Origin of the sequence: Pantoea sp. RG18, assembly GCF_025910075.1 — a bacterium.
In the GTDB taxonomy this organism is placed as follows: Bacteria; Pseudomonadota; Gammaproteobacteria; order Enterobacterales; family Enterobacteriaceae; genus Pantoea; species Pantoea agglomerans.
Genome location: NZ_JAPCIL010000006.1, coordinates 119,395 through 146,348, shown reverse-complemented (window position 1 = coordinate 146,348; position 26,954 = coordinate 119,395). Strand labels below are relative to the sequence as shown.

At 56.4% G+C, this 26,954-nt stretch carries 28 protein-coding genes; 23 read left to right on the top strand and 5 right to left on the bottom strand.

Features of this window, described 5'->3' with window-relative positions; all coding sequences use genetic code 11:
• Positions 1 to 114: 114 nt before the first annotated feature.
• From rimJ to murJ, 4 genes are all read left to right on the top strand, one after another.
• Entirely contained in the window at positions 115 to 705 is a 591-nt protein-coding gene (gene rimJ / locus OK409_RS07335; protein ID WP_010246386.1) for a ribosomal protein S5-alanine N-acetyltransferase, read from the top strand.
• A gap of 16 nt (positions 706 to 721) precedes the next feature.
• Positions 722 to 1,360, top strand: a complete 639-nt coding sequence (locus tag OK409_RS07330; RefSeq protein ID WP_033779429.1) for a YceH family protein — start codon at positions 722 to 724, stop codon at positions 1,358 to 1,360.
• Position 1,361: 1 nt separating this feature from the next.
• Positions 1,362 to 2,282 carry a Gfo/Idh/MocA family protein gene (locus tag OK409_RS07325; protein WP_010246381.1) on the top strand — a complete coding sequence of 307 codons (921 nt, stop codon included), beginning with the start codon at positions 1,362 to 1,364 and terminating at the stop codon, positions 2,280 to 2,282.
• Positions 2,283 to 2,404: 122 nt separating this feature from the next.
• Positions 2,405 to 3,943 (top strand): murein biosynthesis integral membrane protein MurJ, encoded by a 1,539-nt coding sequence (gene murJ / locus OK409_RS07320; RefSeq protein ID WP_010246379.1) that lies wholly within the window; start codon positions 2,405 to 2,407, stop codon positions 3,941 to 3,943.
• A gap of 306 nt (positions 3,944 to 4,249) precedes the next feature.
• Here murJ and flgN read toward each other — a convergent pair whose 3' ends face one another.
• From flgN to flgA, 3 genes are all read right to left on the bottom strand, one after another.
• Positions 4,250 to 4,681, bottom strand: a complete 432-nt coding sequence (flgN, locus tag OK409_RS07315; RefSeq protein WP_010246377.1) for a flagellar export chaperone FlgN — start codon at positions 4,679 to 4,681, stop codon at positions 4,250 to 4,252.
• Positions 4,682 to 4,686: 5 nt separating this feature from the next.
• On the bottom strand, positions 4,687 to 4,995 hold the full coding sequence (flgM, locus tag OK409_RS07310; protein ID WP_010246375.1) for a flagellar biosynthesis anti-sigma factor FlgM: 309 nt from the start codon (positions 4,993 to 4,995) through the stop codon (positions 4,687 to 4,689).
• A gap of 104 nt (positions 4,996 to 5,099) precedes the next feature.
• Complete coding sequence (flgA, locus tag OK409_RS07305) at positions 5,100 to 5,759, bottom strand: flagellar basal body P-ring formation chaperone FlgA (RefSeq protein WP_010246373.1); 660 nt, start codon at positions 5,757 to 5,759, stop codon at positions 5,100 to 5,102.
• Positions 5,760 to 5,914: 155 nt separating this feature from the next.
• Here flgA and flgB point away from each other — a divergent pair, with 155 nt between their 5' ends.
• The 11 genes from flgB to flgL all read left to right on the top strand — a co-directional run bounded on the left by flgB (position 5,915) and on the right by flgL (position 15,886).
• On the top strand, positions 5,915 to 6,328 hold the full coding sequence (gene flgB, locus OK409_RS07300; RefSeq protein WP_009090882.1) for a flagellar basal body rod protein FlgB: 414 nt from the start codon (positions 5,915 to 5,917) through the stop codon (positions 6,326 to 6,328).
• A gap of 2 nt (positions 6,329 to 6,330) precedes the next feature.
• Positions 6,331 to 6,735 (top strand): flagellar basal body rod protein FlgC, encoded by a 405-nt coding sequence (gene flgC / locus OK409_RS07295; protein WP_013357440.1) that lies wholly within the window; start codon positions 6,331 to 6,333, stop codon positions 6,733 to 6,735.
• A gap of 12 nt (positions 6,736 to 6,747) precedes the next feature.
• A complete protein-coding gene (flgD, locus tag OK409_RS07290; protein WP_010669841.1) occupies positions 6,748 to 7,422 on the top strand; it encodes a flagellar hook assembly protein FlgD in 675 nt (224 codons plus the stop codon).
• A gap of 26 nt (positions 7,423 to 7,448) precedes the next feature.
• Positions 7,449 to 8,705 carry a flagellar hook protein FlgE gene (gene flgE, locus OK409_RS07285; protein ID WP_022625876.1) on the top strand — a complete coding sequence of 419 codons (1,257 nt, stop codon included), beginning with the start codon at positions 7,449 to 7,451 and terminating at the stop codon, positions 8,703 to 8,705.
• A 20-nt stretch (positions 8,706 to 8,725) separates the two neighbouring features.
• Positions 8,726 to 9,481, top strand: coding sequence for a flagellar basal body rod protein FlgF (locus tag OK409_RS07280; RefSeq protein WP_010669843.1), 756 nt, complete (start codon positions 8,726 to 8,728; stop codon positions 9,479 to 9,481).
• A 17-nt stretch (positions 9,482 to 9,498) separates the two neighbouring features.
• Positions 9,499 to 10,281, top strand: a complete 783-nt coding sequence (gene flgG, locus OK409_RS07275) for a flagellar basal-body rod protein FlgG (protein WP_003849881.1) — start codon at positions 9,499 to 9,501, stop codon at positions 10,279 to 10,281.
• Between the two features lie 60 nt (positions 10,282 to 10,341).
• A complete protein-coding gene (locus tag OK409_RS07270; RefSeq protein WP_029518984.1) occupies positions 10,342 to 11,052 on the top strand; it encodes a flagellar basal body L-ring protein FlgH in 711 nt (236 codons plus the stop codon).
• Positions 11,053 to 11,061: 9 nt separating this feature from the next.
• The gene (locus OK409_RS07265; protein WP_010669845.1) at positions 11,062 to 12,171 is read left to right on the top strand and encodes a flagellar basal body P-ring protein FlgI; all 1,110 of its coding nucleotides are present in this window, start codon (positions 11,062 to 11,064) and stop codon (positions 12,169 to 12,171) included.
• Entirely contained in the window at positions 12,171 to 13,133 is a 963-nt protein-coding gene (flgJ, locus tag OK409_RS07260) for a flagellar assembly peptidoglycan hydrolase FlgJ (protein WP_010246357.1), read from the top strand. Before OK409_RS07265 ends, flgJ begins: the two co-directional genes overlap by 1 nt.
• 123 nt (positions 13,134 to 13,256) lie before the next feature.
• On the top strand, positions 13,257 to 14,906 hold the full coding sequence (gene flgK, locus OK409_RS07255; RefSeq protein WP_264366929.1) for a flagellar hook-associated protein FlgK: 1,650 nt from the start codon (positions 13,257 to 13,259) through the stop codon (positions 14,904 to 14,906).
• A gap of 14 nt (positions 14,907 to 14,920) precedes the next feature.
• A complete protein-coding gene (gene flgL, locus OK409_RS07250) occupies positions 14,921 to 15,886 on the top strand; it encodes a flagellar hook-associated protein FlgL (RefSeq protein WP_022625873.1) in 966 nt (321 codons plus the stop codon).
• A gap of 488 nt (positions 15,887 to 16,374) precedes the next feature.
• Here flgL and rne read toward each other — a convergent pair whose 3' ends face one another.
• Positions 16,375 to 19,833 carry a ribonuclease E gene (gene rne / locus OK409_RS07245; RefSeq protein ID WP_264353165.1) on the bottom strand — a complete coding sequence of 1,153 codons (3,459 nt, stop codon included), beginning with the start codon at positions 19,831 to 19,833 and terminating at the stop codon, positions 16,375 to 16,377.
• Between the two features lie 573 nt (positions 19,834 to 20,406).
• Here rne and rluC point away from each other — a divergent pair.
• The gene (gene rluC, locus OK409_RS07240; RefSeq protein ID WP_010246350.1) at positions 20,407 to 21,363 is read left to right on the top strand and encodes a 23S rRNA pseudouridine(955/2504/2580) synthase RluC; all 957 of its coding nucleotides are present in this window, start codon (positions 20,407 to 20,409) and stop codon (positions 21,361 to 21,363) included.
• Positions 21,364 to 21,374: 11 nt separating this feature from the next.
• Here rluC and OK409_RS07235 read toward each other — a convergent pair whose 3' ends face one another.
• The gene (locus tag OK409_RS07235; RefSeq protein ID WP_129062864.1) at positions 21,375 to 21,962 is read right to left on the bottom strand and encodes a Maf family protein; all 588 of its coding nucleotides are present in this window, start codon (positions 21,960 to 21,962) and stop codon (positions 21,375 to 21,377) included.
• A 140-nt stretch (positions 21,963 to 22,102) separates the two neighbouring features.
• On the opposite strand from OK409_RS07235, the gene yceD reads away from it, so the two are divergent.
• From yceD to acpP, 7 genes are all read left to right on the top strand, one after another.
• Positions 22,103 to 22,624, top strand: a complete 522-nt coding sequence (gene yceD / locus OK409_RS07230) for a 23S rRNA accumulation protein YceD (protein WP_010246346.1) — start codon at positions 22,103 to 22,105, stop codon at positions 22,622 to 22,624.
• Between the two features lie 14 nt (positions 22,625 to 22,638).
• A complete protein-coding gene (gene rpmF, locus OK409_RS07225; RefSeq protein WP_003849870.1) occupies positions 22,639 to 22,809 on the top strand; it encodes a 50S ribosomal protein L32 in 171 nt (56 codons plus the stop codon).
• Positions 22,810 to 22,834: 25 nt separating this feature from the next.
• Positions 22,835 to 23,875: a phosphate acyltransferase PlsX gene (gene plsX / locus OK409_RS07220; RefSeq protein WP_061704083.1), complete on the top strand. Its 1,041-nt coding sequence runs from the start codon at positions 22,835 to 22,837 to the stop codon at positions 23,873 to 23,875.
• Positions 23,876 to 24,829, top strand: coding sequence for a beta-ketoacyl-ACP synthase III (locus OK409_RS07215; RefSeq protein ID WP_010246341.1), 954 nt, complete (start codon positions 23,876 to 23,878; stop codon positions 24,827 to 24,829).
• 16 nt (positions 24,830 to 24,845) lie between these two features.
• Positions 24,846 to 25,778 carry an ACP S-malonyltransferase gene (fabD, locus tag OK409_RS07210; RefSeq protein WP_010669852.1) on the top strand — a complete coding sequence of 311 codons (933 nt, stop codon included), beginning with the start codon at positions 24,846 to 24,848 and terminating at the stop codon, positions 25,776 to 25,778.
• Between the two features lie 10 nt (positions 25,779 to 25,788).
• Entirely contained in the window at positions 25,789 to 26,523 is a 735-nt protein-coding gene (fabG, locus tag OK409_RS07205) for a 3-oxoacyl-ACP reductase FabG (protein WP_010246337.1), read from the top strand.
• Between the two features lie 154 nt (positions 26,524 to 26,677).
• A complete protein-coding gene (gene acpP / locus OK409_RS07200) occupies positions 26,678 to 26,914 on the top strand; it encodes an acyl carrier protein (protein ID WP_003849865.1) in 237 nt (78 codons plus the stop codon).
• The last annotated feature ends 40 nt before the right edge of the window (positions 26,915 to 26,954 follow it).

Sequence of the window (26,954 nt, the reverse complement as noted above, 5' to 3'; positions counted from 1 at the left end):
CAGCCTCTTTATCGCTAAACCGCTGTAACGTTTTACCGCAGCCCAGGCGGCGGTTATAGTGAAAGCCGGGTAATGACGGCTCATCTCTATCAGCCATTGATTTCAGGAGTCAGGATGTTTGGCTATCGTTCTGCCGCGCCCAGGGTGCGATTAACCACCGATCGGCTGGTGGTCCGTCTGGTTCACGAGCGTGATGCCTGGCGAATGGCAGATTACTACGCGGAAAACCGCCTGTTTTTAAAACCGTGGGAGCCGGTGCGCGATGACAGCCATTGCTATCCCTCGGGCTGGCAGGCGCGGCTTGGGCTGATTTCCGACATGCATAAGCAGGGTTCGGCCTTCTATTTCATTTTAATGGACAGCGATGAAACCGAAGTGAGGGGAGTGGCGAACTTCAGCAATGTGTTGCGCGGATCCTTTCATGCCTGTTACCTCGGCTATTCACTGGGTGAAAAGTGGCAGGGGCAGGGGTTCATGTTCGAAGCGTTGCAGGTGGCTATCCGCTATATGCAGCGCCAGCAGCATATTCACCGCATCATGGCTAACTACATGCCGCACAACCAGCGCAGCGGCGATCTGCTGGCGCGACTCGGTTTTGAGAAAGAGGGTTACGCGAAAGATTATCTGCTGATCGACGGACGCTGGCAGGATCACGTGCTGACAGCCTTAACCCTGCGGGAATGGACGCCTGACCGGCGTGGATAATAATGAGGATGCGAGCATGAAGATGACTTTATCGGCGCAGGCGATGCGCGTGCTGGGTTGCCTGCTGGAGAAGCAGGTCACCACGCCGGAACAGTATCCGCTGTCACTGAATGGCGTGGTGGTTGCCTGTAACCAGAAATCGAACCGCGAGCCGGTGATGGAGCTGAGCGAAAGTGAGGTACAGGATCAGCTCGATCAACTGGAAAAACGGCATCTGATTACCGCCAGCAGCGCCGCCGGGCAGCGGGTCGTGAAATATGAGCAGCGTTTCTGCAACTCCGCGTTTGGCACGCTAAAGCTTAACAGTGCAGAAGTCGCTCTGCTGACGCTGCTGTTACTGCGCGGACCCCAGACGCCAGGCGAACTGCGTACCCGCAGCGGCCGTCTGCACGAGTTCAGTGATGTCAGCGAAGTTGAGCAAACGCTGGAAGGATTGATGCAGCGCGACGACAGTGCTCAGGTGATCCGTCTGCCGCGTGAACCTGGCAAGCGCGAAAGTCGCTTTATGCATCTGCTGGGCGATGAGCCTGACCAGCCGCAGGCCGCAGACGCGTCAGAAGAGCAGGGCGATCTGGCGGCGCGCGTCGCAACGCTGGAACAGCAGGTTGCAGCGCTTCAGGCACAACTCACCCAACTGCTGCAACCGGAGAGCTGAGATGACCTTACGTATTGGCATGGTGGGATTAGGCGGTATCGCGCAGAAAGCCTGGCTGCCGGTGCTGTCGGCGGCGACGGACTGGACCCTGGCAGGGGCGTTTTCCCCGAACCAGGCCAAAGCCCGGCCGGTCTGTGACAGCTATCGCATGCCATATTTTGGTTCGCTGAATGAATTAGCCGCTGCCTGCGACGCGGTCTTTGTCCACAGCAGCACCGCCACGCACTATGAAGTGGTCAGGGCGCTGCTGCTGGCAGGAAAGGATGTCTGCGTCGATAAGCCGCTGGCTGAAACCCTGGAGCAGGCTGAGGCGCTGGTGGCGCTGGCGGAAAAACGGCAGCGTAAACTGATGGTGGCGTTTAACCGGCGGTTCGCCCCGCGCTATCAGCAGCTGCGGGCAGAGATGGCGGACGCCGCTTCTCTGCGGATTGAAAAGCACCGTAGCGACAGCGTCGGGCCACAGGATCTCCGCTTTACCCTGCTCGATGACTATCTACATGTGGTGGACACCGCCCTCTGGCTGGGCGGGAAACCCTTTCGTCAGGTTCAGGGACGCATCGACACCAACGAACAGGGGCAGATGCTCTATGCTGAGCACCATTTCGCTGTTGAGGGCTTGTCGATTACCACCAGCATGCACCGGCGCGCAGGCAGTCAGCGCGAGCGGGTCAGCGCAGTGTGTGACGGTAAATGCATCGACATTAGTGAGATGCGCGACTGGCAGGAAGAACGGCGTGACGGGCTGCTGATTACGCCACCGCCCGCCTGGCAGAGTCATCTGACCCAGCGCGGTTTCAGCGGTGCGGCTCGCCATTTCATCGACTGCGTACAAAATCAGACGAAGCCTGAAACCAGCGGTGAGCAGGCGCTGATGGCGCAGCGTGTGGTGGAAAAATTGTGGCGTGAGGCGACGCAGGAATAACGCCTTGTAACACTCCGTGCTGGTCATTTCCCTCCGTGGCAGTAGACTGTCGCCGGGCATCTTCTGGGTGCCCGCGCTAATTCTCCTTTTTTGCCGATTCTTTTCAGGATGCGCCGTCAATTATGAATTTGTTGAAATCGCTGGCAGCGGTCAGTTCTATGACCCTGTTTTCCCGCGTACTGGGCTTTGCCCGTGATGCCATCGTGGCGCGGGTGTTTGGCGCCGGAATGGCGACCGATGCGTTCTTTGTTGCGTTTAAACTTCCCAATCTGCTGCGGCGTATTTTTGCTGAAGGCGCCTTTTCTCAGGCCTTCGTGCCCATTCTGGCTGAATATAAAAGCAAGCAGGGCGAAGAGGCGACGAAACTGTTCCTGGCTTACGTCTCGGGCCTGCTGACGCTGGCGCTGGCGCTGGTCACGGTGGCGGGCATGATTGCTGCGCCCTGGGTCATCATGGTGACGGCACCCGGCTTTGCCGACAGTCCCGATAAGTTTGCGCTCACCAGCTCGCTGCTGCGGGTGACCTTTCCCTACATTATGCTGATTTCGCTGGCGTCACTGGCGGGTGCGGTGCTGAACACCTGGAACCGCTTCTCGGTACCGGCCTTTGCACCGACCCTGCTGAACGTCAGCATGATTGGCTTTGCGCTGTTTGCCGCGCCGCACTTCCACCCACCGGTAATGGCGCTGGCCTGGGCCGTCGTGGCTGGCGGCGTGCTGCAGCTCGGCTATCAGCTGCCACACCTGAAGAAGCTCGGGATGCTGGTGCTGCCACGCCTGAATCTGCGTGATGCGGGCGTCTGGCGGGTCATGCGTCAGATGGGACCTGCCATTCTGGGCGTTTCTGTCAGTCAGATCTCACTGATCATCAATACCATCTTCGCCTCGTTTCTGGTCTCAGGTTCGGTCTCCTGGATGTACTACGCGGACCGCCTGATGGAGTTCCCCTCGGGGGTGCTGGGCGTGGCGCTGGGCACCATTCTGCTGCCGTCGCTGGCCAAAAGTTTTGCCAGCGGCAACCATGATGAATATTCCCGGCTGATGGACTGGGGTCTGCGCCTCTGTTTCCTGCTGGCGCTTCCCAGCGCGGTGGCGCTGGGCATGCTCTCCGGCCCGCTGACCGTGGCGCTGTTCCAGTACGGTAAATTCACTGCCTTTGATGCTCTGATGACGCAGCGCGCCCTGATCGCCTACTCCGTCGGACTGATGGGGCTGATCGTGGTCAAAGTGCTGGCTCCGGGCTTCTATTCCCGTCAGGACATCAAAACGCCGGTTAAAATCGCGATTATCACGCTGATCATGACGCAGGTAATGAACCTGGCGTTTATTGGTCCGCTGAAACACGCCGGTCTGTCACTGTCGATTGGGCTTGCAGCCTGTCTGAATGCGTCGCTGCTCTACTGGCAGCTGCGTAAGAAGAATATCTTTATGCCGCAGCCGGGCTGGAGCAGCTTCCTGATCCGCCTGCTGATAGCCGTAGTGGTGATGGCAGGCGCGCTGTTTGCCATGCTGCAGTGGATGCCAGCCTGGGAGCAGGGATCGATGCTGTGGCGGCTGCTGCGTCTGGCCGCAGTCTGTGGGGTGGGCGGCGGGGCTTACTTCCTGGCGCTGGGACTGCTGGGCTTCCGGTTGCGCGACTATGCGCGTCGCACCGCTGTGTAAAGCTTGCCGCAATAAATAAATTCAACGCGCAGGGAACAGGGGCAGAGGAGGAAAGCGTCCCGCGCCATGGACAAAAACGCCGGGAGCGTTTTTGAATAACGCAACGCGTTGGCCCGGCAACGGGCGCACCTCAGGGATGAGGTGCGTAATCGCGCGGGCCGAGCGGCCAGGGATTGGCTTTAGCGTCTTTCCGATCTGCCCCTGTTCCCTGTGCAGGCTCAATTTTAAAGCTCATCATGGTGAAGGAAAAAACGCACCAATAAAAAATCCCGCACCAGGCGGGATTTTTTTTCGCTACTTTCCGGTTCAGGCTTTGCGACTTAACGTCGCCTGGCCTTTACCCATCCCATCCGGGCCGTAAAAGGCCTGGGTCTGATGCGGCTTCAGCACGTCAAGCGCATCCTGGGTGTAGCGGATCTGGTGTTGCAGCAGCAGGCCGTTATGAACATTGGCATCCTGCAGACGACGGCTGTGCTGCTGGATAGTGTCCCAGCGGCGCGCCATGTCGTTCTGACCACGATAAGGTGCCGATGTCGCCTGACTCTGCTCAGCGGTGCGGCGCATCTCATCCAGATAGTTCAGCGTACTGAGCAGCGCGCTTTTATCTTCGGTAATACGCTGCAACAGATTACTGTTAATGTTTCCGGCTGCCAGCTGCTGCTGCTCTTCTTCCAGCACGGCTGAGAGCGACGCCAGCACGTCCTGCATCTTATCTAAGGTGGTCTGCAAATTACTCATGGGAACTAATTACCCTCTAAATACGCCTTGGTGTCGGCAATCAGCGCATCGGCGATTTTGCCGGTATCCATCTTCAGTTCGCCATTACGAATGGCGGTTTTCAGTTGTTCAACGCGCTCGACGTTAATATCTTTGCTGCTCGGCTGCATCAGCTGCGACTGCGCGCTGCTCAGGCTGACCTGGGCTGCTGCAGGGGTCGTGGCTGCTGCCACCGGGCTGGCGCTCTGGCGCACTTTGCTGCTGCCGGACTCACTGCTATCGCGGCTCTGTACGGTGCTGGCGGGTTTCAGAGGTTGCGTTCTGTCAATGCTCATGTTCGGGCTCCTGTACGGTCAGGGGAAGTCTGCCACCTGAATCAGAATAGCGTTATCGCTTCGTTGATTCTTCTATCGGCAGCACTACTGGCTTCTTTAACACTTTACAGCGTTATAAGAATATTCCCATCCTCGCGTACCTTACCGCTGACAATCTGGCCATTTCCCATCCTGACCCGGACCGACTGCGATCGGGCGGCGTTATTCAGCGCCTTGCCCTCACCGCTGGCGTCAAAGCCGTCACCGCTGGCAATCACCATCACATTCTGACCCGCCTTCACACGCCACGGCTGACGCAGCGTGGAGGGATTAATCGGCTGTCCTGGCTGGATATCGCGCAGCACCACAGCATCTGCGACCGAGTCCGCATTCAGCAGGGCGCGGGCAGGCAGAGTATCAAGGCGGCCGGTCTGCAGAGTGAAATCACTCTCGCTCACGCTACTGCCCTGGCTCAGCAGCCGGTTCGCCACCAGATAGGAACCGGTGACCTGCACCTGAACCTGAATATAACGGCGGTTCTCGCCACAGTTTGCCGCCACGCTCATATTGCCCCACAACCGGCTGTTGCCGGGCAGGGTGAACTGTGGCGCCTCACAGGCTGGCCACTGTTCCTGCGGCGTGCGTACCACCACGACCATGCCATCAGCATGCTGGGCGTCACGCGCTTTAAAAAATTGATTCAGTTGTGCATTGAGATCCCCGGCGGAAACCGGCAGGGCGATCGCGACCAGCAGACTGGTCAGCAGGGTCAGATATCGACGCATTGTGCATTTCCTCACTGATGATGGCGACGAGTGTACTCCCTTAAGAAAAATCCTTAATTGTCAAAATAGCGGTCATTTGAGGCCTTATTCAGACGATGACCCCTTGCGTTTTCAAATTAAGCTGCGAGCTCGAAATTCTCATACGCGGAGGAAACATGCTCGACAAACTGGATGCGGCGCTGAAATTTGGTACGGAGGCCCTCAACCTGCGTGCTCAACGTCAGGAGATCCTGGCGTCAAATATTGCCAACGCCGATACCCCTGGTTATCAGGCCCGGGATATCGACTTTGCCAGCGAGCTGAGTCGGGTGATGTCCAATGGTCGTGCGGAAGGCAGCAGCATGGCGTTAAAAGTCACGTCAGCTCGCCATATTGAAGCACAGACAAACGGCGTGCCATCGATGGATATGCTTTATCGCATTCCTGACCAGCCTTCTGCCGACGGCAACACCGTAGATATGGACCGTGAGCGTACGCAGTTCGCGGATAACAGCCTGAAATATCAAACCGACCTCACCCTCATCAGTAGCCAGATCAAAGGCATGATGAGCGTGTTACAAGGACAATAATTATGGCCTTGCTGAATATTTTTGACATTGCCGGTTCAGCGATGACCGCGCAATCACAGCGATTAAACGTCAGTGCCAGTAACCTGGCGAACGCCGACAGCGTCACCGGCCCCGATGGCAAGCCTTACGTGGCAAAGCAGGTGGTTTTCCAGACCGATGCGGCGCCAGGCTCAGCCACCGGCGGCGTGAAAGTGGCAAGAGTCGTGGATGACCCTACACCGGCCAAGCTGGTCTATGACCCGGGCAATCCGATGGCAGATGCCAAAGGCTACGTGAAGATGCCGAACGTGGATGTGGTCTCTGAAAGCGTCAACACCATGTCGGCGTCACGCAGCTACCAGGCCAACGTCGAAGTGCTCAACACCGTGAAGTCGATGATGATGAAAACCCTGACGATCGGGCAATAACGGAGAAAAATTATGGCTATCGCGGTAGGCGTTAACGAAAGACTGGACCCCACGGTCCTTAGCTCCTCTAACACCAGTGGCACCGGCAACAATGCGCAGGATCTGCAGAATCAGTTCCTGACCATGCTGGTGACGCAGTTAAAGAACCAGGATCCCACCAATCCAATGGATAACAGTCAGCTCACCACGCAGCTGGCACAGATCAATACCCTGAGCGGCATTGAAAAACTGAATACCACGCTGGGATCGATCTCCGGCCAGATCAGCACCAGCCAGTCGCTGCAGAGCTCCACGCTGATTGGGCATGGCGTAATGGTCAATGGCGGACAGGTTCTGGTAGGCAACGGCACCACAACGCCATTTGGCGTTGAGCTGGCCTCCGCCTCAACCGGCACATCGGCCACCATTAAAGATGCCAGTGGCACGGTGATCGACACCGTCGATCTGGGCGCGCTGAGCGCTGGCGTGCACACCTTCTCGTGGGACGGCAAGCTGACAGATGGCTCTGTCGCCCCGGATGGTAAATACAGCGTTGCGATTGCCGCAAGCAATGGCAACACACAACTGGTGGCACAACCGCTTAACTACGCCTACGTCAATGGGGTGAGTACTGCGAACAACACCACAAAACTGGATCTCGGCACCATGGGCTCCGCCACCCTTGACGACGTACGTCAGATTCTCTGATTAACCTGTAGACAGGAAACAAACACATGTCATTTTCCCAAGCGGTCAGCGGCCTTGGTGCTGCTTCAAGTAACCTTGATGTCATCGGTAACAACATTGCCAACTCCGCCACTGCGGGCTTTAAATCGAGCACCATCGCGTTTGCCGATATGTTTGCCGGTTCTAACGTCGGCCTCGGTACCAAAGTTGCTGCGGTAATCCAGAACTTTAACGACGGCGCCACCACCACGACCAGCCGTGGCCTGGACGTTGCGCTGAGCGGTAACGGTTTCTTCCGTATGACCGACAGCAGCGGCGGCGTCTTCTATTCACGCAATGGTCAGTTAACGCTGGATGCCAACCGTAACCTGGTCAACACCCAGGGTCTGAACGTGACCGGCTATCCGGCCAGCGGTTCACCGGCCACTATCCAGGCAGGTGCTAACCCGGTGGCGCTGCGTATTCCTACCGAGCAGATGTCAGCCCGTGCGACCACTACCGCCGGTCTGGTTGCCAACCTGAACTCAACGGACAAAACGCCATCTGTGGCCACCTTCTCGACGGCGAACGCAGACAGCTACAACAAGAAAACCACGGCAACCGTGTTCGACTCGCAGGGTAATGACCACGCGCTCGACATGTATTTCGTGAAAGACACCACCAGCAACAGCTGGACCGTGCGTACCATTGATGGCAACACCGGCAGTTCAGCGGGTGACTTCAGAATGGCGTTTGACACCAGCGGTAAGCTGACCAGCGTCTCTAAGCTGGATGCCACCGGCGCTGTCGTCAGCACGACGACCGATGGCACCGTTGGCCTGACGCTGAACGTGGGCGGAGCGAATGGCGCAGTCGCCAATCAGCCAATCAACCTGAGCATGCTGGGCAGCCTGCAGCAGAACACCGGCAGCACCACCTTTGGCAGCCCGACCCAGGATGGTTATGCACCTGGCGATCTGACCAGCTACGCGATCAATGATGACGGCACCATCACCGGCAGCTATTCAAACCAGAAAACCCAGCTGCTGGGTCAGATTGTCCTGGCGAGCTTCTCTAACCCGGAAGGTCTGCAGTCTCAGGGCGACAACGTCTGGTCTGCGTCAAGTGCATCCGGTCAGGCAGCAATCGGTCTGGCGAATACCGGCACCTTTGGTTCACTGACGGCTGGCGCACTGGAATCTTCCAACGTCGACATGAGTAAAGAGCTGGTGAACATGATCGTCGCGCAACGTAACTATCAGGCGAATGCGCAGACCATCAAAACTCAGGACCAGATTCTCAACACGCTGGTTAACTTACGTTAATTCGCTAACAGGATTGCCATATGGATCACGCGATATATACCGCGATGGGCGCGGCCAGCCAGACGCTGGATCAGCAGGCGGTTACCGCCAGCAACCTCGCCAACGCCTCTACACCGGGTTTTCGTGCGCAGCTGAATGCGCTGCGCGCCGTGCCGGTGAGTGGCTGGTCGCTGCCAACCCGTACGCTGGTCGCCGCCTCGACACCGGGCGCCGACATGAGTCAGGGCGCGATGGATTACACCGAGCGTCCGCTCGATGTGGCGGTGCAGCAGGATGGCTGGCTGGCGGTGCGTACCGCTGACGGCAGCGAAGCCTATACCCGCAACGGCAATATGCAAATCAGTCCGACCGGTACGTTGACGGTTCAGGGCAATCCTGTGATGGGCGATGGCGGTCCGATTGTGATCCCGCAGGGCACTGAAATCACCATTGCAGCCGACGGCTCGATCACCGGGCTGAATGCCGGTGATTCGCCGAACGCCACGGTTCAGCTGGGCAAGCTGAAGCTGGTCAGGGCAACCGGGCAGGAGCTGCAGCGCAGTGATGACGGCATGTTCCGGCCTACTGCGTCGACGCAGGCGACCCGCGGTGCCGCGCTGCAGGCTGATGCCACCATGCAGGTGATGCCTGGCGTGCTGGAAGGCAGCAACGTCAAACCGGTAGAAACCATGGTCGATATGATCGCCAACGCCCGACGTTTTGAGATGCAGATGAAAGTCATCACCAACGTCGACGAAAATGAACAAAAAGCCAACCAGCTCCTGAGCATGGGCTAAGGCACGAGGATAACAACATGATTCGTTCTTTATGGATCGCTAAGACCGGTCTTGATGCGCAGCAGATGAACATGGACGTCATTGCCAACAACCTGGCAAACGTCAGCACCAACGGCTTTAAGCGTTCACGTGCCGTGTTCGAAGATCTGATGTACCAGACCATGCGCCAGCCGGGCACCCAGTCATCAGAACAGACAACGCTGCCCTCTGGTTTGCAGATCGGTACCGGTGTACGTCCGGTGACCACTGAACGTCTGCATACGCAGGGCAACCTGTCGCAGACCAGCAACTCAAAAGATATCGCCATTAACGGCCAGGGTTATTTTCAGATTCAGATGCCGGATGGCACCTCTGCTTATACCCGTGACGGCGCGTTTCAGGTTGATCAGAACGGCCAGCTGGTGACCAACTCCGGTTTCCCGGTACAGCCAGGCATTACCATTCCGGCTAACGCCACCAGCATCACGGTGTCGCGTGACGGTGTGGTCAGCGTAACGCAGCAGGGGCAGGCCCAGGCCGCGCAGGTCGGTCAGTTAACCCTGAGCACCTTTATGAATGACGCCGGTCTCGATAGCGTGGGTGAAAACCTCTACAAGGAAACGCAGGCATCGGGCGCTCCGACAGACAGCACGCCAGGCCAGAACGGCGCGGGCCTGCTCTATCAGGGCTATACCGAAACCTCAAACGTTAACGTAGCGGAAGAGCTGGTCACCATGATCCAGACGCAGCGCGCCTACGAAATCAACAGCAAGGCGATCAGTACCTCTGATCAGATGCTGGCGAAATTAACTCAGCTTTAATCCCGAACAGGGCCAGCCCGTGCTGGCCTGAATGACAGACATTAATAAGGTCGTGACGCCGTGGCGAAGCAACAGATTCTCAAGCCTGGACATTGGTTAGTCGCCTCGTTGCTGCTAACTCTCAACGGATGTGCCCTGGTCCCGCGTACCCCGCTGGTCGAAGGTGCAACGACAGCGCAACCAATGCCGTCCGCGCCACCGGTGGTCAACGGCTCTATATTCCAGGGCGTCGCGCCGCTTAACTACGGCTATCAGCCGCTGTTTGAAGATCGCCGTCCACGCAACATTGGCGATACCCTGACCATTACGCTGCAGGAAAACGTCAGCGCCAGCAAGAGCTCCTCAGCCAATGCCAGTCGCGATGGCAGCAACAGCTTTGGTGTGAGCGCGGTGCCGACCGGTCTGGCAGGCCTGGTGGGTGCAGGTGGTGAAAAAGCCAACCTCAGCGCCGAAGGCAAAAACGATTTCGCAGGTAAAGGCGGCGCATCCGCCAATAACACCTTTACCGGCACCATTACCGTCACCGTGGATCAGGTGTTGTCAAACGGCAACCTGCACGTGGTCGGTGAAAAACAGATCGCCATTAATCAGGGCACGGAGTTCATTCGCTTCTCGGGCGTGGTCAACCCACGCACCATCAGCGCCAGTAACGCCGTGTTATCTACCGCTGTCGCCGATGCACGTATTGAGTACGTCGGAAATGGTTACATCAATGAGGCGCAGACCATGGGTTGGTTCCAGCGTTTCTTCCTGAACATCTCGCCGATGTAAGAGGTTTCAATGAAAAAGTTAACGCTGTTACGCGCCGGGCTGGCGCTGCTGCTGGGCGTCAGCCTGCTGGCAAAAGCCGATTTGATTCGTGATTTAACCACGGTACAGGGCGTTCGTGATAACCAGCTGCTGGGCTACGGCCTGGTCGTGGGCCTGGATGGCACCGGTGACCAGACCACCCAGACGCCATTTACTACCCAGACAGTGAGCAATATGCTGTCACAGCTTGGTATTACCGTTCCCACCGGGACCAACATGCAGCTGAAGAACGTGGCGGCCGTCATGGTCACCGCTAAACTGCCCTCGTTTGCCCGTCAGGGACAGAACCTGGATGTGGTGGTCTCGTCGCTGGGTAACGCCAAAAGCCTGCGCGGCGGCACGCTGTTAATGACGCCGATGAAAGGGGTCGATAACCAGGTTTATGCGCTGGCGCAGGGTAATATCCTGGTCGGTGGCGCGGGTGCGTCAGCGGGCGGCAGCAGTGTTCAGGTTAACCAGCTGAACGGTGGCCGTATCACCGGCGGTGCAACCGTTGAGCGTGAACTGCAGAGCAACTTTGGTACGCAGAACACCATTAACCTGCAGCTTAACAGCGAAGATTTCTCAATGGCGCAGCGAATTGCTGATGCCATTAACGCCCGTGGCGGCTACGGCGCAGCGCAGCCGCTGGATGCCCGTACCGTGCAGATCCGCGTATCGCCTAATAATGGTGCGCAGGTACGTCTGCTGGCTGAGATCCAGAACATTAATGTGTCTATCCCGGTTGAAGATGCCAAAGTCATCATCAACTCCCGTACCGGTTCGGTGGTAATGAACCGTGAAGTGACGCTGAATCAGTGTGCGGTGGCGCAGGGCAACCTGTCGGTGACGGTTAACCAGCAGCAGAACGTCAGTCAGCCTGATACCCCACTGGCCGGTGGTCAGACGGTGGCGACGACGCAGACTCAGATCGATCTGCGCCAGACCGGCGGTGCGCTGCAACGCGTCAACGCCAGCGCCAACCTGAACAACGTGGTGCGTGCGCTGAATGCGCTGGGTGCGTCACCTATCGAACTGATGTCAATTCTGCAGTCGATGCAGAGTGCCGGCTGTCTGCGTGCCAAACTGGAAATTATCTGATGGCTGATATGCAATCTCTGACGAGTTCGGCTTTCGACAGCCGTTCCCTGAATGAACTGAAACGGCAGGCCAGCAACGATCCGAAAGGACAAGCGTTGCAGGTGGCGCGTCAGGTCGAAGGGATGTTTGTACAGATGATGCTGAAGAGTATGCGCGAGGCGTTGCCGCAGGACGGCATTATGGGCAACGAGCAGACCAAACTCTTTACCTCTATGTATGACCAGCAGATTGCACAGGAGATGGGGAAACGCGGCCTCGGCCTGGCGGAAACCATCGTCAAACAGATGCAGCCCGCCACCGCGCCGGATGAAAAAGCCGGTACGGTGCCGATGAAGCTGGATAACAGCTTTATTCTCAGCACCAGCGGGGCAACACCACTGCCCGCGCAGCAGCTGGAGCAGATTGTGCGTAAGGCAATGCCGCGTCTGCCGCCGGTCGCTTCACCGACGGGTCTGCCCAGTGACAGCCGCGAGTTTATCGCCCAGCTGACGCAACCGGCGCAGGCTGCCAGCCAGCAGAGTGGCATTCCTCATCACCTGATTCTGGCGCAGGCTGCGCTGGAGTCGGGATGGGGCCAGCGTCAGATCCTGACCCGCGACGGCAAACCGAGCTACAACGTGTTCGGGATTAAAGCCAGCGGCGACTGGAAAGGTGACACTACCGATATCATGACCACCGAATATGAGCAGGGTGAAGCGAAGAAAGTGCGTGCCAGCTTCCGCGTCTATAACTCCTATTTTGAGGCGCTGACCGACTACGTCAAACTCCTGACCAAAAACCCACGCTATGCGGCGGTGACGAACGCCTCAAGCGCAGAGCAGGGTGCGCAGGCCTTACAGGCGGCCGGTTATGCCACCGATCCAAAATATGCGCAAAAGCTGGTGGGAATGATTCAGCAATTCAAAAGTATGGGCGACAAAGTCGTCAAAGCTTACAGTCAGGATATGGGCGACCTGTTCTGATCATTGCGCCTCAAGTTTCACTTTAGCAAGCCGATAACATCCCTATAGCCAGAAGCGTTTTCGCCTGCTGGCGCCCACTTTGATGTCTGCCAGCCCGGTTGACGGGGAACGTAAGGAACCGAGATGTCCAGCATAATTAACTCCGCGATGAGCGGATTGAGTGCCGCGCAGGCCGCTCTGAGCACCACGAGTAACAACATTTCCAATTACACCGTGGCGGGCTATTCACGTCAGACCACGGTACTGGCGCAGGCGAACAGTACCCTGCAGGGCAATAGCTATTATGGTAACGGCGTGAATATCACCGGTGTACAACGTGAATATGATGCGTTTATTGCTACGCAGCTGCGCGGTTCCAGCGCGAACTACAGCGCGGTAAGCACCCAGCACAGCCAGATTTCTAACATTGACGATCTGCTGTCGACTTCGACTACCAGCCTGTCGACCTCGCTGCAGGGCTTCTTTACTAACCTGCAGAACGTGGTCAGCAACGCCAACGATCCGTCGGCGCGTCAGTCGATGCTCAGCAATGCGCAGGGGCTGGTCAGCCAGTTCCAGACATCAGCGCAATACCTGAACAATATGCAGAACAGCGTCAATGCCGATGTCGATTCCAGCATCAAGCAGGTCAATACCCTCACCAGCCAGATTGCCGATCTGAACAAACAGATTGGCAAACTGAGCACGGCAAACGGTGCCGCACCTAACGATCTGCTCGATAAGCGCGATCAGCTGGTGAATACCCTGAATAACGTGGTTGGTGTGACGGTATCGCAGCAGGATGGCGGCTACACGGTCGCGATGGCCAATGGCCTGACGCTGGTGAACGGCGACAAATCTCACGATCTGGTGGCGATGCCTTCCAGCAGCGATCCGACACGCACCACCATCGGCTATGTCGATAAGCAGGCGGGCAACGTCGAGATCCCGGAGAAGCTGATCACCACCGGTTCGCTGGGCGGTCTGCTGGCGTTCCGTACTCAGGATCTGGATCTGGCACAGAACCAGCTGGGTCAGTTAGCGGCGGCGTTTACCACCAGTTTCAACGATGTTCACAAGCAGGGCTTCGATAGCAAAGGCAATCAGGGCGTCGATTTCTTTAATATCGGCAGCCCGATCGTGGTGGGCAACAGTAAAAACAGCACCGCCGCGTCCGTCACCGCTGAGTGGACCGATACCAGTGCACTGAAAGCATCCAATTACACCGTGAGTTATGACGGCAATAACTGGACCGCAACCCGCGCCTCAGACAGTACGGCCGTTACCATCACGCCAGGTACTGATGCCAGTGGCAACACCACGCTGAGCTTTGACGGCCTGAAACTGACCGTCGCCGGCACGCCTGCACCTGCTGCCAAAGACAGTTTCCTGGTGAAGCCGGTCCAGAACGCCATCAACGATATGTCAGTCGCGATCACCAGTGAATCGCAGGTGGCCGCCGCGAGTGCCCTAGGCGGTGAGAGTGATAACCGTAATGCGCAAAAACTGCTGAATCTGCAGGATGTGAAACTGGTCGGCGGCAACGCCACGCTGTCTCAGGCCTACGCCACCATCGTCAGTAGTGTGGGTAACAAAACCAGTTCACTGGAAACCACCAGCACCACTCAGAAAAGCGTGGTCAGTCAGCTGACCCAGCGCCAGCAATCGGTCTCTGGGGTAAACCTCGATGAGGAGTACGCCAACCTGACCAAATATCAGCAATATTACATGGCCAATGCGCAGGTGCTGCAGACTGCCAGCACCGTGTTTAATGCATTGATCAATATTCGCTAAGGGCAGGAGATAACATGCGAATCAGTACAAATATGATTTTTGAGCAGCAGGTGCGTGGCATCACTGACTCACAGGCCTCCTGGCTGAAATCAGGCCAGGAGCTCTCCAGCGGCCGCCGTGTGAATAATCCTTCGGACGATCCGATTGCCGCGTCTCGTGCTGTCGTGTTGTCACAAACCCAGCAGCAGGGCAAGCAGTATGCGCTGGCGCGTACCTTTGCCGAGCAGGGTCTCTCACTGGAAGAGAATACGCTGAAAGGCGTCACCGATGGGATCATTGCGGCGCAAGGGCTGATCGTCAACGGTTCAACCGGTACGCTGAGCGACGATGACCGTGGTTCGATTGCTACCCAGCTGGAGGGTATCCGTGCCCAGTTGCTGAACCAGGCAAACAGCCAGGATGCCAATGGCCGCTATATTTTTGCCGGTTATAAAACTGACAGTGCGCCATTTGTGGATGCGGCAGGCACCGGCGTCGGCTACGCAGGCGGCACTGAGGCGATCACTCAGAAGGTCGATACCAGCCGTACCATGACCGTGGGCCATACCGGTGACAATATCTTTATGGCGATCTCTGGCAATGCCACCAAAGAGCCGGATGGCAGTGCCAGCGAAACGAATGTGTTTAAGATGCTGGATAGCGCCATTGCTGCACTGAAAGTGCCGCAGGATGATGCTGATGCCGCAACCAAACAGACCTTCCAGGCGGCGATGGATAAAACCAACCGTGGCCTGGGTAACTCGCTGAATAATGTCTTAACCGTGCGTTCTGAGATTGGTACCCAGCTTGGTGAGATCGATACGCTGAATGCCCAGGGTGATGACCGTAGTGTGATTTACAGCTCGCAGATGAGTGACCTGGTTAACGTGGATTTAACCGAAGCAGCTTCTAACTACACCATGCAGCAGACGGCATTACAGGCGTCCTATAAGACCTTTACCGATATGTCTAAGATGTCGCTGTTCCAGATGAATTCGTAGTCTGACCTGAAATTTTGAGCGTACTTTAACCGGATGCGCTTACTTTTTCCCACCCTCCCGCTAAAGGAGGGTGGGATTTTTTTGCCTGCGATTCAGCCGGTGGCGGGAACCATAGAAATTAAACCGGGTTGATTTACAGCGACAGTCAGCTCGCATGTCAGTCTTGCTTTCACGCTTTCACGCTTTCACGCTTTCACGCTTTCACGCTTTCACGCTTTCACGCTTTCACGCTTTCACGCTTTCACGCTTTCACGCTTTCACGCTTTCACGCTTTCACGCTTTCACGCACACACGCACACACGCACACACGCACACACGCACACACGCACACACGCACACACGCACACACGCACACACGCACACACTTTCCTGATTCCTGATAAGCGAGGAGGGGAGGTTAATTATCCTCTGTCCGCTGGCGGGCAGAATCGCAGGCATAAAAAAACCCCGGCTTGCAGGCCGGGGTTCAGTTCACAACAGCTTGTGCGTTACGGCTTGGTCGCCGGGGCAGTGGCATGATGTGTGGCGCTATGACCACCCGCAGAACCGCGACCGTCGAACTCATACGGTGCACGCACCCAGTCACTGTGCGGTGCCGGTTCTGACTGCCAGACTGGCGCAGGTGCTTTAGTCATCGGCGCAGAGGCAAAATGCTTCCAGCGCGTACCGTCATTCGGCACTGAGGCAGTTGCAGGCTCGGATGCCGTTGCAGGCACTGATGCAACAGGTTCGGCCGCAGTCACCGGTGCTGCAGGGGCGACATCGCGTGCGGCCACCGGAGCATGAGGTTCACGAACTGGCGCTGTTTCAGCTTCTGCAGCGACCGGCGCATTCAGAACTTCTTCAACTTCTGCTGCGATCGCTTCGCTGACGTCGGTAGCCGATTGCTCAGCAACCTCTGAAGGCTGTGCTTCTTCTGCAACCGCTGCAGGCTGTGCAGTCTCAACCGCATGTGCCACAACCGGCGCTTCGGTGACAGGCTCAGCAGGCACGGCTTCGGCTGCTACCGCTTCCGCTTTTGCTTCATCTGCCGCCGGAACAACGGAAGGCTGCTCGTCAACCGGCGCGTCGATAGCACGAGTATCGTCAGTATTCACAACCGGCACTGGCGTTTCTGCCTGCGGCTCGGCCTGTTGCACTGGCGCTTCCTGAGCAACAGATTCAACAGCGGCAGCAACGGGCAGCGCACTGGCGGCGTCTGCTGTCTCTTCGCGGTTGTACGCTGGCGTCTCGTGAGTCACATTCTGAACCTGCTCTTCGCTGGCCTGGCTCACCGGGTAACGGATCCAGACTTTACCGGATGCCATCTCTGGTGATGCAGCTGCAGCGGCAAGCGGCATTGCTGACTGAGTCGGATAACGCTCATCACGGTAACGACGACGACGCTGTCCGCTGACGCGCAGATGACGAGGCGAACGACGTGAACGACGCGGCATATTGGCGTTATCACGGTTGTCGTTGTCATCCTGCTCTTCACCCTGCGGTGCCTGGAACTCAGGCTGCGGCTGAGCCACGTCTGTCTGCTGAGGCTGACGCACTTCAGCCGGCTGGGCAAAGTCGCTGGCTTCGGCTGGCATAGGTGGACGGTTATCATCAACACGCACCTTCTGGTTCAGCTGACGCGGCTTGCGACGCGGCATAACCTGTACGCGCTCATCATCCTGCGGCTCGGTCACGTCCGGAACGTCGGCTACCACTACCGGCTGCTCAGCCACTTTGGCGGCTTCTTCACCGGCGCGTTTCTCTTCCTGACGACGACGCTGACGCTCAGCACGCTGTTCACGACGCTGTTGCTGCTGCTCATCACGCTGCTGGCGCGCTTCTTCGCTCAGTGCCGGACGCTCTTCACGCACTTCACCAGCCTGGGACTGACGCTTGTTACGGCGATTATCGTTACCCTCGCGCGGCTCGCGATTTTCACGTGGCTCGCGACTTTCGCGCGGTTCACGACTTTCACGAGGTTCGCGGTTTTCACGAGGCTCACGGTTTTCGCGTGGTTCACGGCCTTCACGCGACTGCGCGTTATCTCCGTTACGCGGCGTACGCTCACGACGATTATTGTTACGACGGTTGTTATTGTTGCTGCGGCGCTCGCCACGGCCATTGCCGTTTTCCTGCTCGCTTTCAGGCGCTTTCTGCGGTTCTGCAACCTCAGTGGCCACGGGTGCAGCGGCAGGGGCTTCTTCGCCTGCGAACATTTTTTTCAGGCCACCAAGCAGACGGCCAAAGAAGCCGGTGCTGACGGTAGCAGGCGCAGCCACAGCAGGTGCTGCTTTTGCGGCTGGCTGGGCTTCAGCGCGTTGCGCTTCTGGCTCAACTTCTACCGGTGCCGGAGGCGCATCAGGCATTACAAACGCGGCCAGAGCAGGCTGCTCAGGACGACGACGTTCAGCATGTTCCTCTTCCGACGGCATCGCCATTTCGGCTTCATGCAGCTTCGGCAGATGATAGCTCAGGGTCTGCGTCTCTTCGCCTTTGCGCACGCGCAGCACGGAGTAGTGTGGGGTCTGCATCTTGTCATCAGGAACGATGATAGCCCGCACGCCACCCTGGCGTGTTTCAATAGCGTTAACCGCTTCACGTTTTTCATTCAGCAGGTAAGAGGCCACCTGAACCGGAACAATGGCGTGAACTTCTTTGGTGTTGTCTTTCAGCGCTTCTTCTTCAATCAGACGCAGGATCGACAGCGCCAGTGACTCGTTATCACGGATGGTGCCGGTGCCGCTACAGCGTGGGCAGACGTGATGACTGGATTCACCTAATGACGGGCTCAGACGCTGACGGGACATCTCCAGCAGGCCGAAACGTGAAATGTGGCTGATCTGAATGCGGGCGCGGTCCTGACGGACAGCTTCACGCAGACGATTCTCAACCGCGCGCTGATGGCGTACCGGCGTCATATCGATGTAATCGATAACGATCAGGCCGCCCAGGTCACGCAGACGCAGCTGACGAGCAATCTCATCGGCCGCTTCAAGGTTGGTGTTGAACGCCGTCTCTTCGATATCACCGCCGCGTGTTGCACGTGCTGAGTTGATATCGATAGCGGTCAGTGCTTCGGTACTGTCGATCACAATCGAGCCACCGGAAGGCAGGCGGACTTCACGCTGGAAAGCGGATTCGATTTGCGATTCGATCTGATAGTGGCTGAACAGCGGGATTTCACCGGTGTAGAGCTTAATTTTGCTGCTGAAGTCCGGACGGCCCAGCGCAGCGATATGCTGACGCGCCAGTTCCAGTACTTTCGGGTTATCGATAAGGATTTCACCGATGTCCTGACGCAGATAGTCGCGGAAGGCACGCACAATCACGTTACTTTCCTGATGGATCAGGAACGGAGCAGGGCGGTTTTCAGCGGCTTTCTTGATCGCTTCCCAGTGTTTTAGACGGAAGCTTAAATCCCACTGCAGCGATTCGGCTGATTTACCGACGCCCGCAGTACGGACAATCAGGCCCATGCCTTCCGGCAGTTCCAGCGCCGACAGGGCTTCTTTCAGCTCGGTACGATCGTCACCTTCGATACGGCGAGAGATACCGCCTGCACGTGGGTTATTCGGCATCAGTACCAGATAGCTGCCCGCCAGAGAGATAAAGGTGGTCAGCGCAGCGCCTTTATTACCGCGTTCTTCTTTATCGATCTGAACGATGACTTCCTGACCTTCACGCAGCACGTCTTTAATATTCGGACGACCATGCGCGTTGTAGCTGGAGGGGAAGTATTCGCGGGAGATTTCTTTTAACGGGAGGAAACCGTGACGCTCTGCGCCGTAATCGACAAACGCAGCTTCAAGGCTGGGTTCAATGCGAGTGATTTTACCTTTGTAAATGTTGGCTTTTTTCTGCTCGTGTCCAGGACTTTCAATATCCAGATCGTACAGACGCTGACCGTCAACCAGGGCAACGCGCAACTCCTCCTGCTGAGTTGCGTTTATTAACATTCTTTTCATCGTGACTTACTCGTTATTCTTTCATGAGTGATTACAGCTGCGGGCATAGTTACCCTGGACGAGTATCAACCGATGGCCCCGTGACTTAGTGCAATGTCGTCAACCTCACGGCTGTCGACCGCGCGAGGGGCGCAAATAACGTCGGTGGCCTGTTTTTCATAAGGGAAAACAGCACCAGATAGTGGAAATGCCTGAGAGAATAAAGAAAACCCGTGCATCCCATACTGTTGTCCAGGCCGCAACCCGCAGCCCGCTAAGTGCCTGATTTCGCATTACGTCTTACGCCATTGCTGCGTGTCTGCTCAATCCGGCAAAATGACAATTTCGCTCTTTTTCTGCCCTGAAATGGTTCAGGTAAGAAACTCAAGCATTATTCCATTGCTAACCTTCATATAGCAAGGCGACTTTAGCCAGCTTGTGAAGTTTCTTTACATTTAAATCGCTAATGTGTCGGACAAAACAGCGCTTTGCTGAAAAAGCCAGCAGAGAGGCGACCTGCCGTCACATCAACTCCAGAGTTAAGCACAGAAAAAGGGGTGGCGCTATCAGGGGACACTATTTAGAATCGCCGCCATGAAAACAGAGAATCCCGGCGTACATTTTGTCGCCATCACGGCTGAAAATGCCGGACAACGCATTGATAACTTTTTGCGCACCCAGCTCAAGGGTGTGCCCAAAAGCATGATTTATCGCATCGTTCGCAAAGGCGAGGTGCGGGTGAATAAAAAGCGCGTCAAGCCAGAATATAAGCTGGAGGAGGGCGATGAGGTGCGCATTCCGCCGGTTCGGGTAGCGGAACGCGATGAAGATGCCGTTTCCCCCAAACTGGCGAAAGTGGCGTCACTGGCCGATGCCATCCTGTTTGAGGATGAGTCGCTGCTGGTGATGAACAAGCCTTCCGGCACAGCCGTGCATGGCGGTAGCGGACTCAGCTTCGGGGTGATTGAAGGGTTACGTGCCCTGCGACCGGAAGCACGCTTTCTGGAGCTGGTGCATCGCCTGGATCGTGACACCTCCGGCATTCTGCTGGTCGCTAAAAAGCGTTCGGCGCTGCGTTCCCTTCATGAGCAACTGCGTGAAAAGGGGATGCAGAAAGATTATCTGGCCCTGGTGCGCGGCAACTGGCCGTCACACCTGAAGGTGGTTCAGGCGCCGCTACTGAAAAACATCCTGCAGAGCGGTGAGCGCGTGGTGCGCGTCAGCAGCGAAGGCAAAGCCTCAGAAACCCGCTTTAAAGTAGAAGAGCGGTTCGAGTTTGCCACGCTGGTGAAAGCGAGCCCGGTCACCGGTCGTACGCATCAGATTCGCGTCCATACGCTGCATGCCGGGCATCCCATTGCCTTCGACGATCGCTACGGAGAACGTGAGTTTGACAGTCAGCTGGCGGCAACCGGTTTAAAACGCCTGTTCCTGCATGCTGCGGCGCTGACCTTTACGCATCCCGGCACCGGCGAAGTGATGCGGGTCGAAGCGCCACTGGATGATGGCCTGAAGCAATGCCTGCTTAAGCTGCGTCAACTGAAAGCGTAATCTCTCCGGCATCAGTTCGTTAAAGGATTGATGCCGGCCTGCTGCAACATCTCATTGAGCGCGATCAACGGCAGCCCGACTAGCGTATTGGGATCGCGTCCCTCCAGCCGATCAAACAGACAAATCCCCAGACCTTCACTTTTAAAACTGCCCGCACACTGAAGCGGCTGCTCCTTTTCCACATAGCCGCTGATTTCAGCGTCAGTCAACGTGCGGAAATGAACCACAAAGGGCTCACAGCAGTGCAGCAGCGTGCCACTGACCGGATGAAATAGCGCCAGACCGGTATAAAAGGTAATGGCTTTTCCGCTGGCGGCACGCAGTTGCGCCCGCGCATTCTCAGCCGTGTGAGGCTTACCGGCGATAGCGCCATCCAGCACGCAAACCTGGTCGGAGCCGATTATCCAGTGTCTGGGATACGTTTTTGCCAGTGCCTGCGCTTTAGCTACGGCAAGACGGGTTACCAGCGCTTCAGCGGTTTCATCGGGCTGGGGTGACTCATCAACCTCAGGCGCGGCGGTAATAAAAGGCAGGCCGAGTTTATGCAGTAATGCCTGCCGAAAGGGCGAGGTTGAAGCTAAAAGAATCGATGGCGTCATTTTTTTTCAATAGTGATAGCGAATTGGTGACAGTCATTTTAAACTGTGCGCCGCACTGGATGCGAATAGTGGTTGAAAGATGCTGTTTAACGGCCTTTTTCTTTGACTCTATGACATTACAAAGTTAATATGCGCGCCCTATGCAAAAGGTAAAATTACCCCTAACGCTGGACCCTGTCCGCACTGCTCAGAAGCGCCTTGATTATCAGGGTGTCTACACATCTGTACAGGTGGAGCGTGTGGCCGAGTCGGTCGTTAGTGTGGACAGTGATGTGGATTGTGCCATGTCGTTTGCGGTTGATAACCAACGTCTGGCAGTACTGACGGGTACTGCTGAAGTACAAGTGACGTTGCGTTGCCAGCGCTGCAACCAGACCTTTCCTCATCACGTAAAAGTGAGTTACTGCTTCAGCCCTGTCTCTTCTGAAGAGCAGGCCGAGGCATTGCCGGAAGCGTACGAGCCGGTCGATGTCAACGAGTTTGGTGAGATCGATCTGCTGGCGGTTGTCGAGGATGAAATTATTCTCGCGCTGCCGGTCGTTCCGGTGCACGATTCTGAACACTGTGAAGTGTCCGAGGCGGACATGGTCTTTGGTAAACTGCCTGCAGAGGTGGAGAAACCAAATCCATTTGCCGTATTAGCCAGTTTAAAGCGTAAGTAATAGGAGTAAGGTCCATGGCCGTACAACAGAATAAACCCACCCGTTCTAAGCGTGGTATGCGTCGTTCGCACGATGCGCTGACCACTGCTGCTCTGTCAGTAGATAAAGTTTCTGGCGAAACTCATCTGCGTCACCACATCACTGCGGACGGTTACTACCGCGGTCGCAAGGTTATCGTTAAGTAAGTTTCTTGCTTAGCAAGGCGATACCTTGACACGTTTGACCCTGGCGATTGATGCCATGGGCGGGGACTTCGGTCCCTGCGTGACAGTGCCTGCAGCATTGCAGGCACTGGCCTCTCATTCGGAACTATTCCTTCTTCTGGTCGGACATCCCGACACCCTCATGCCATTGCTTGCCAAAGCGGATTCCTCCCTGATGGGGCGTTTGCAGGTCATCCCTGCCGAATCGGTTATTGCAAGTGATGCGCGGCCCGCTCAGGCCATCCGCAACAGTCGCGGCAGCTCAATGCGTGTGGCACTGGAGATGGTTAAAGAGGGACGTGCGCAGGCCTGCATCAGCGCCGGGAATACCGGTGCGCTGATGGGGCTGTCGACGCTCTTATTAAAACCGCTGGATGGCATTAAACGTCCGGCGCTGATGTCCGTTTTACCGCACCAGCAACAGGGTAAAACCGTGGTGCTGGATCTGGGCGCAAATGTGGGCTCAGACAGTGCGATGCTGGTGCAGTTTGCTGTAATGGGGTCGGTAATGGCTGAGCATGTGCTTGGTATTGCACGGCCCCGTGTCGCGTTGCTCAATATTGGTCATGAAGAGACCAAAGGGCTGGAAACGATCCGCGACGCCGCGGCAGTGCTGCGAGAATCACCGCAAATCAACTATATTGGTTACCTTGAAGGTAACGAACTGCTCACCGGTAAAACGGATGTGATGGTCTGTGACGGTTTTGTCGGAAACGTCACGCTGAAGACTATGGAAGGCGTGGTAAGAATGTTTCTTTCTCTGCTGAAGTCATCAGGGGAAGGTAAAAAACGGTCATGGTGGCTTCAGTTGCTGGGGCGCTGGATTCAGAAACGTCTGACGAAGCGCTTCGGGCATCTCAACCCTGACCAGTACAATGGCGCTTGTCTGTTAGGATTGCGCGGAACAGTGATCAAGAGTCACGGTGCGGCAAATCAACACGCCTTCGCTGTGGCCATAGAACAGGCAGAGCAGGCGGTGAGGCAGCAAATTCCCGAGCGAATTGCTGCGCGCCTTGATGCTGTATTAGCCAGGAGTGACAAAGCCTAGATGTATACCAAAATTATCGGTACGGGCAGTTATCTGCCAAGCCAGATCCGCACCAATGCCGATCTGGAAAAAATGGTGGAGACGTCGGACGAGTGGATTGTTACCCGTACCGGCATCCGCGAGCGTCGTATTGCTGCGCCTGACGAAACCGTCGCCACCATGGGATTCAGCGCGGCGCAACGCGCCCTTGAAATGGCAGGCATTGAAGCGAACGATGTTGGGCTGATTATTGTCGCCACAACCTCTTCCAGCCATGCCTTCCCCAGCTCTGCCTGCATGATCCAGCAAATGCTGGAAATCAAAGACTGCGCGGCGTTTGACCTCGCTGCCGCCTGTGCAGGTTTCACCTATGCACTGAGCGTGGCCGATCAATACATCAAAAATGGCGCGGTGAAACATGCGCTGGTGATTGGTGCTGATGTCCTGGCACGCGCACTTGATCCGGAAGATCGCGGCACGATCATCCTGTTTGGCGATGGTGCTGGCGCGGTCGTGCTGGGTCAGAGCGAAGAGCAGGGGATCATCTCTACCCATCTTCATGCTGATGGTCGCTATTCACAGCTGCTGACGCTGCCTTATCAGGATCGTGCGCATCAGGATCAGCCCGCTTATGTCACCATGTCAGGCAACGAAGTCTTCAAGGTTGCCGTCACCGAGCTGGCTCACATCGTTGATGAAACGCTGCAGGCCAATAATCTCGATCGTGAAATGCTGGACTGGCTGGTGCCGCATCAGGCGAACCTGCGCATTATCAGCGCCACCGCGAAAAAACTCGGCATGACCATGGATAAAGTGGTCGTCACACTGGATCGTCATGGCAATACCTCTGCCGCATCGGTGCCAAGCGCACTGGATGAAGCGGTCCGTGATGGCCGCATCAAACCCGGACACCTTATTCTGCTGGAAGCCTTTGGTGGCGGATTCACTTGGGGTTCTGCGCTGGTTCGCTTTTGATTGACAGGAACGAAAAATGACGCAATTTGCATTTGTTTTCCCCGGTCAGGGTTCACAGACCGTGGGCATGCTGACTGAATTAGCGGCAACGTATCCGCTGGTAGAAGAGACCTTCCGTGAAGCCTCTGACGCGCTGGGATATGATCTGTGGCAATTAGTAAGTCAGGGGCCGGCTGAAGAGCTGAACAAAACCTGGCAGACTCAGCCTGCACTGTTAGCTGCCTCCGTGGCAATCTACCGTGTCTGGCAGCAGCAGGGCGGTGAACAGCCAGCCCTGATGGCCGGTCACAGCCTGGGTGAATATTCAGCGCTGGTTTGCGCGGGTGTGCTTAACTTTGCGGATGCAGTGAAGCTGGTTGAACTGCGCGGCAAACTGATGCAGGAAGCGGTGCCTGAAGGCACTGGCGCGATGCAGGCGATTATTGGCCTGGATGACGCGGCTATCCGCAAAGCCTGTGAAGAGAGCGCGCAGGGTCAGGTTGTCTCACCGGTTAACTTTAACTCGCCGGGCCAGGTGGTCATTGCGGGTAACAAAGAAGCCGTTGAACGTGCGGGTGCCGCCTGTAAAGCAGCGGGCGCTAAGCGTGCCTTGCCACTGCCGGTCAGCGTTCCTTCTCACTGCGCACTGATGAAGCCTGCGGCCGATAAACTGGCGGTGGCGCTGGAGAGCATCACCTTTAACGCGCCTGCGGTACCGGTGATCAACAACGTCGATGTGAAAGCTGAAACCGACGCTGCGGCCATCCGCCATGCGCTGGTCCGTCAGCTCTACAGCCCGGTTCGCTGGACCGAGAGCGTGGAAGCGATGGCAGCACAGGGCGTGACGCAGCTCCTGGAGATGGGGCCAGGTAAAGTCCTGACCGGACTGACGAAACGTATTGTCGATAGCCTGACAGCGGCTGCCGTTAACGATACTGCATCCCTGACGGCTGCACTCGGTAAGGAATAAGAGGAAAATCATGAGCTTTGAAGGTAAAGTTGCGCTGGTTACCGGCGCGAGTCGCGGCATTGGTCGTGCGATTGCAGAAACACTGGCGGCACGCGGTGCTAAAGTGGTAGGAACTGCAACCAGCCAGAGTGGCGCCGACGCCATCAGTGCTTACCTTGGCGACAAGGGCAAAGGCCTGTTACTGAATGTGACTGACGCTGACTCAATCAGCACTGTTTTAGAGAATATTCGTGCTGAATTTGGCGAAGTGGATATTTTAGTCAATAATGCAGGCATTACGCGTGATAATCTTCTCATGCGCATGAAGGACGATGAGTGGGAGGATATCCTGGATACCAACCTCACATCGGTATTCCGCCTTTCCAAGGCGGTCCTGCGTGCCATGATGAAAAAGCGCGTGGGCCGTATCATCACCATTGGTTCCGTTGTTGGAACTATGGGTAATGCGGGCCAGGCAAACTATGCGGCAGCAAAAGCGGGTTTGATTGGCTTTAGCAAATCACTGGCGCGCGAAATCGCGTCACGTGGCATTACCGTCAACGTCGTGGCTCCAGGCTTTATTGAGACTGACATGACGCGGGCACTGAACGAAGATCAACGTTCCGGTATTTTGGCGGAAGTTCCTGCGGGTCGCTTAGGCGATGCTCAGGAAATCGCCAATGCTGTGGCATTTTTAGCCTCTGACGAAGCAGCCTACATCACAGGTGAAACGCTGCACGTCAATGGCGGAATGTACATGGTCTGATAAATCACGAAATGATTTGCTTTATTTGCGGTTAGAACCGCAAAATAACGCAAAATCGTGGTTCGACCAGCCGGGATTTTGTTGCATCTTTTTCACCATTTTATACACTACGAAAACCATCGCGAAAGCGAGTTTTGATAGGAAATTAAATAGTATGAGCGATATCGAACAACGCGTTAAGAAAATCATCAGTGAGCAGCTGGGTGTGAAAGAGGAAGAAGTCACCAACTCTGCATCTTTCGTAGAAGACCTGGGTGCCGATTCTCTTGATACCGTTGAGCTGGTGATGGCTCTGGAAGAAGAGTTTGATACTGAGATTCCAGACGAAGAAGCTGAGAAAATCACTACCGTTCAGGCAGCGATCGACTATATCAATAGCCATAAAGGCTAATGAATATCTTCAGGCGGTCGCTCGACCGCCTGATTTTTTT

Excerpts from the sequence above, each read along its gene's own strand:
- rimJ (WP_010246386.1), top strand. The coding sequence starts at position 115 with ATGTTTGGCTATCGTTCTGCCGCGCCCAGGGTGCGATTAACCACCGAT.
- fabG (WP_010246337.1), top strand. The coding sequence starts at position 25,789 with ATGAGCTTTGAAGGTAAAGTTGCGCTGGTTACCGGCGCGAGTCGCGGC.
- OK409_RS07235 (WP_129062864.1), bottom strand. The coding sequence starts at position 21,962 with ATGACGCCATCGATTCTTTTAGCTTCAACCTCGCCCTTTCGGCAGGCA.
- flgM (WP_010246375.1), bottom strand. The coding sequence starts at position 4,995 with ATGAGCATTGACAGAACGCAACCTCTGAAACCCGCCAGCACCGTACAG.
- rne (WP_264353165.1), bottom strand. The coding sequence starts at position 19,833 with ATGAAAAGAATGTTAATAAACGCAACTCAGCAGGAGGAGTTGCGCGTT.
- OK409_RS07325 (WP_010246381.1), top strand. The coding sequence starts at position 1,362 with ATGACCTTACGTATTGGCATGGTGGGATTAGGCGGTATCGCGCAGAAA.
- acpP (WP_003849865.1), top strand. The coding sequence starts at position 26,678 with ATGAGCGATATCGAACAACGCGTTAAGAAAATCATCAGTGAGCAGCTG.
- rpmF (WP_003849870.1), top strand. The coding sequence starts at position 22,639 with ATGGCCGTACAACAGAATAAACCCACCCGTTCTAAGCGTGGTATGCGT.
- flgD (WP_010669841.1), top strand. The coding sequence starts at position 6,748 with ATGGCTATCGCGGTAGGCGTTAACGAAAGACTGGACCCCACGGTCCTT.
- OK409_RS07265 (WP_010669845.1), top strand. The coding sequence starts at position 11,062 with ATGAAAAAGTTAACGCTGTTACGCGCCGGGCTGGCGCTGCTGCTGGGC.
- flgK (WP_264366929.1), top strand. The coding sequence starts at position 13,257 with ATGTCCAGCATAATTAACTCCGCGATGAGCGGATTGAGTGCCGCGCAG.
- flgJ (WP_010246357.1), top strand. The coding sequence starts at position 12,171 with ATGGCTGATATGCAATCTCTGACGAGTTCGGCTTTCGACAGCCGTTCC.
- flgL (WP_022625873.1), top strand. The coding sequence starts at position 14,921 with ATGCGAATCAGTACAAATATGATTTTTGAGCAGCAGGTGCGTGGCATC.
- flgG (WP_003849881.1), top strand. The coding sequence starts at position 9,499 with ATGATTCGTTCTTTATGGATCGCTAAGACCGGTCTTGATGCGCAGCAG.
- OK409_RS07215 (WP_010246341.1), top strand. The coding sequence starts at position 23,876 with ATGTATACCAAAATTATCGGTACGGGCAGTTATCTGCCAAGCCAGATC.
- flgE (WP_022625876.1), top strand. The coding sequence starts at position 7,449 with ATGTCATTTTCCCAAGCGGTCAGCGGCCTTGGTGCTGCTTCAAGTAAC.
- OK409_RS07280 (WP_010669843.1), top strand. The coding sequence starts at position 8,726 with ATGGATCACGCGATATATACCGCGATGGGCGCGGCCAGCCAGACGCTG.
- flgB (WP_009090882.1), top strand. The coding sequence starts at position 5,915 with ATGCTCGACAAACTGGATGCGGCGCTGAAATTTGGTACGGAGGCCCTC.
- murJ (WP_010246379.1), top strand. The coding sequence starts at position 2,405 with ATGAATTTGTTGAAATCGCTGGCAGCGGTCAGTTCTATGACCCTGTTT.
- yceD (WP_010246346.1), top strand. The coding sequence starts at position 22,103 with ATGCAAAAGGTAAAATTACCCCTAACGCTGGACCCTGTCCGCACTGCT.
- flgC (WP_013357440.1), top strand. The coding sequence starts at position 6,331 with ATGGCCTTGCTGAATATTTTTGACATTGCCGGTTCAGCGATGACCGCG.
- OK409_RS07330 (WP_033779429.1), top strand. The coding sequence starts at position 722 with ATGAAGATGACTTTATCGGCGCAGGCGATGCGCGTGCTGGGTTGCCTG.
- rluC (WP_010246350.1), top strand. The coding sequence starts at position 20,407 with ATGAAAACAGAGAATCCCGGCGTACATTTTGTCGCCATCACGGCTGAA.
- flgA (WP_010246373.1), bottom strand. The coding sequence starts at position 5,759 with ATGCGTCGATATCTGACCCTGCTGACCAGTCTGCTGGTCGCGATCGCC.
- flgN (WP_010246377.1), bottom strand. The coding sequence starts at position 4,681 with ATGAGTAATTTGCAGACCACCTTAGATAAGATGCAGGACGTGCTGGCG.
- fabD (WP_010669852.1), top strand. The coding sequence starts at position 24,846 with ATGACGCAATTTGCATTTGTTTTCCCCGGTCAGGGTTCACAGACCGTG.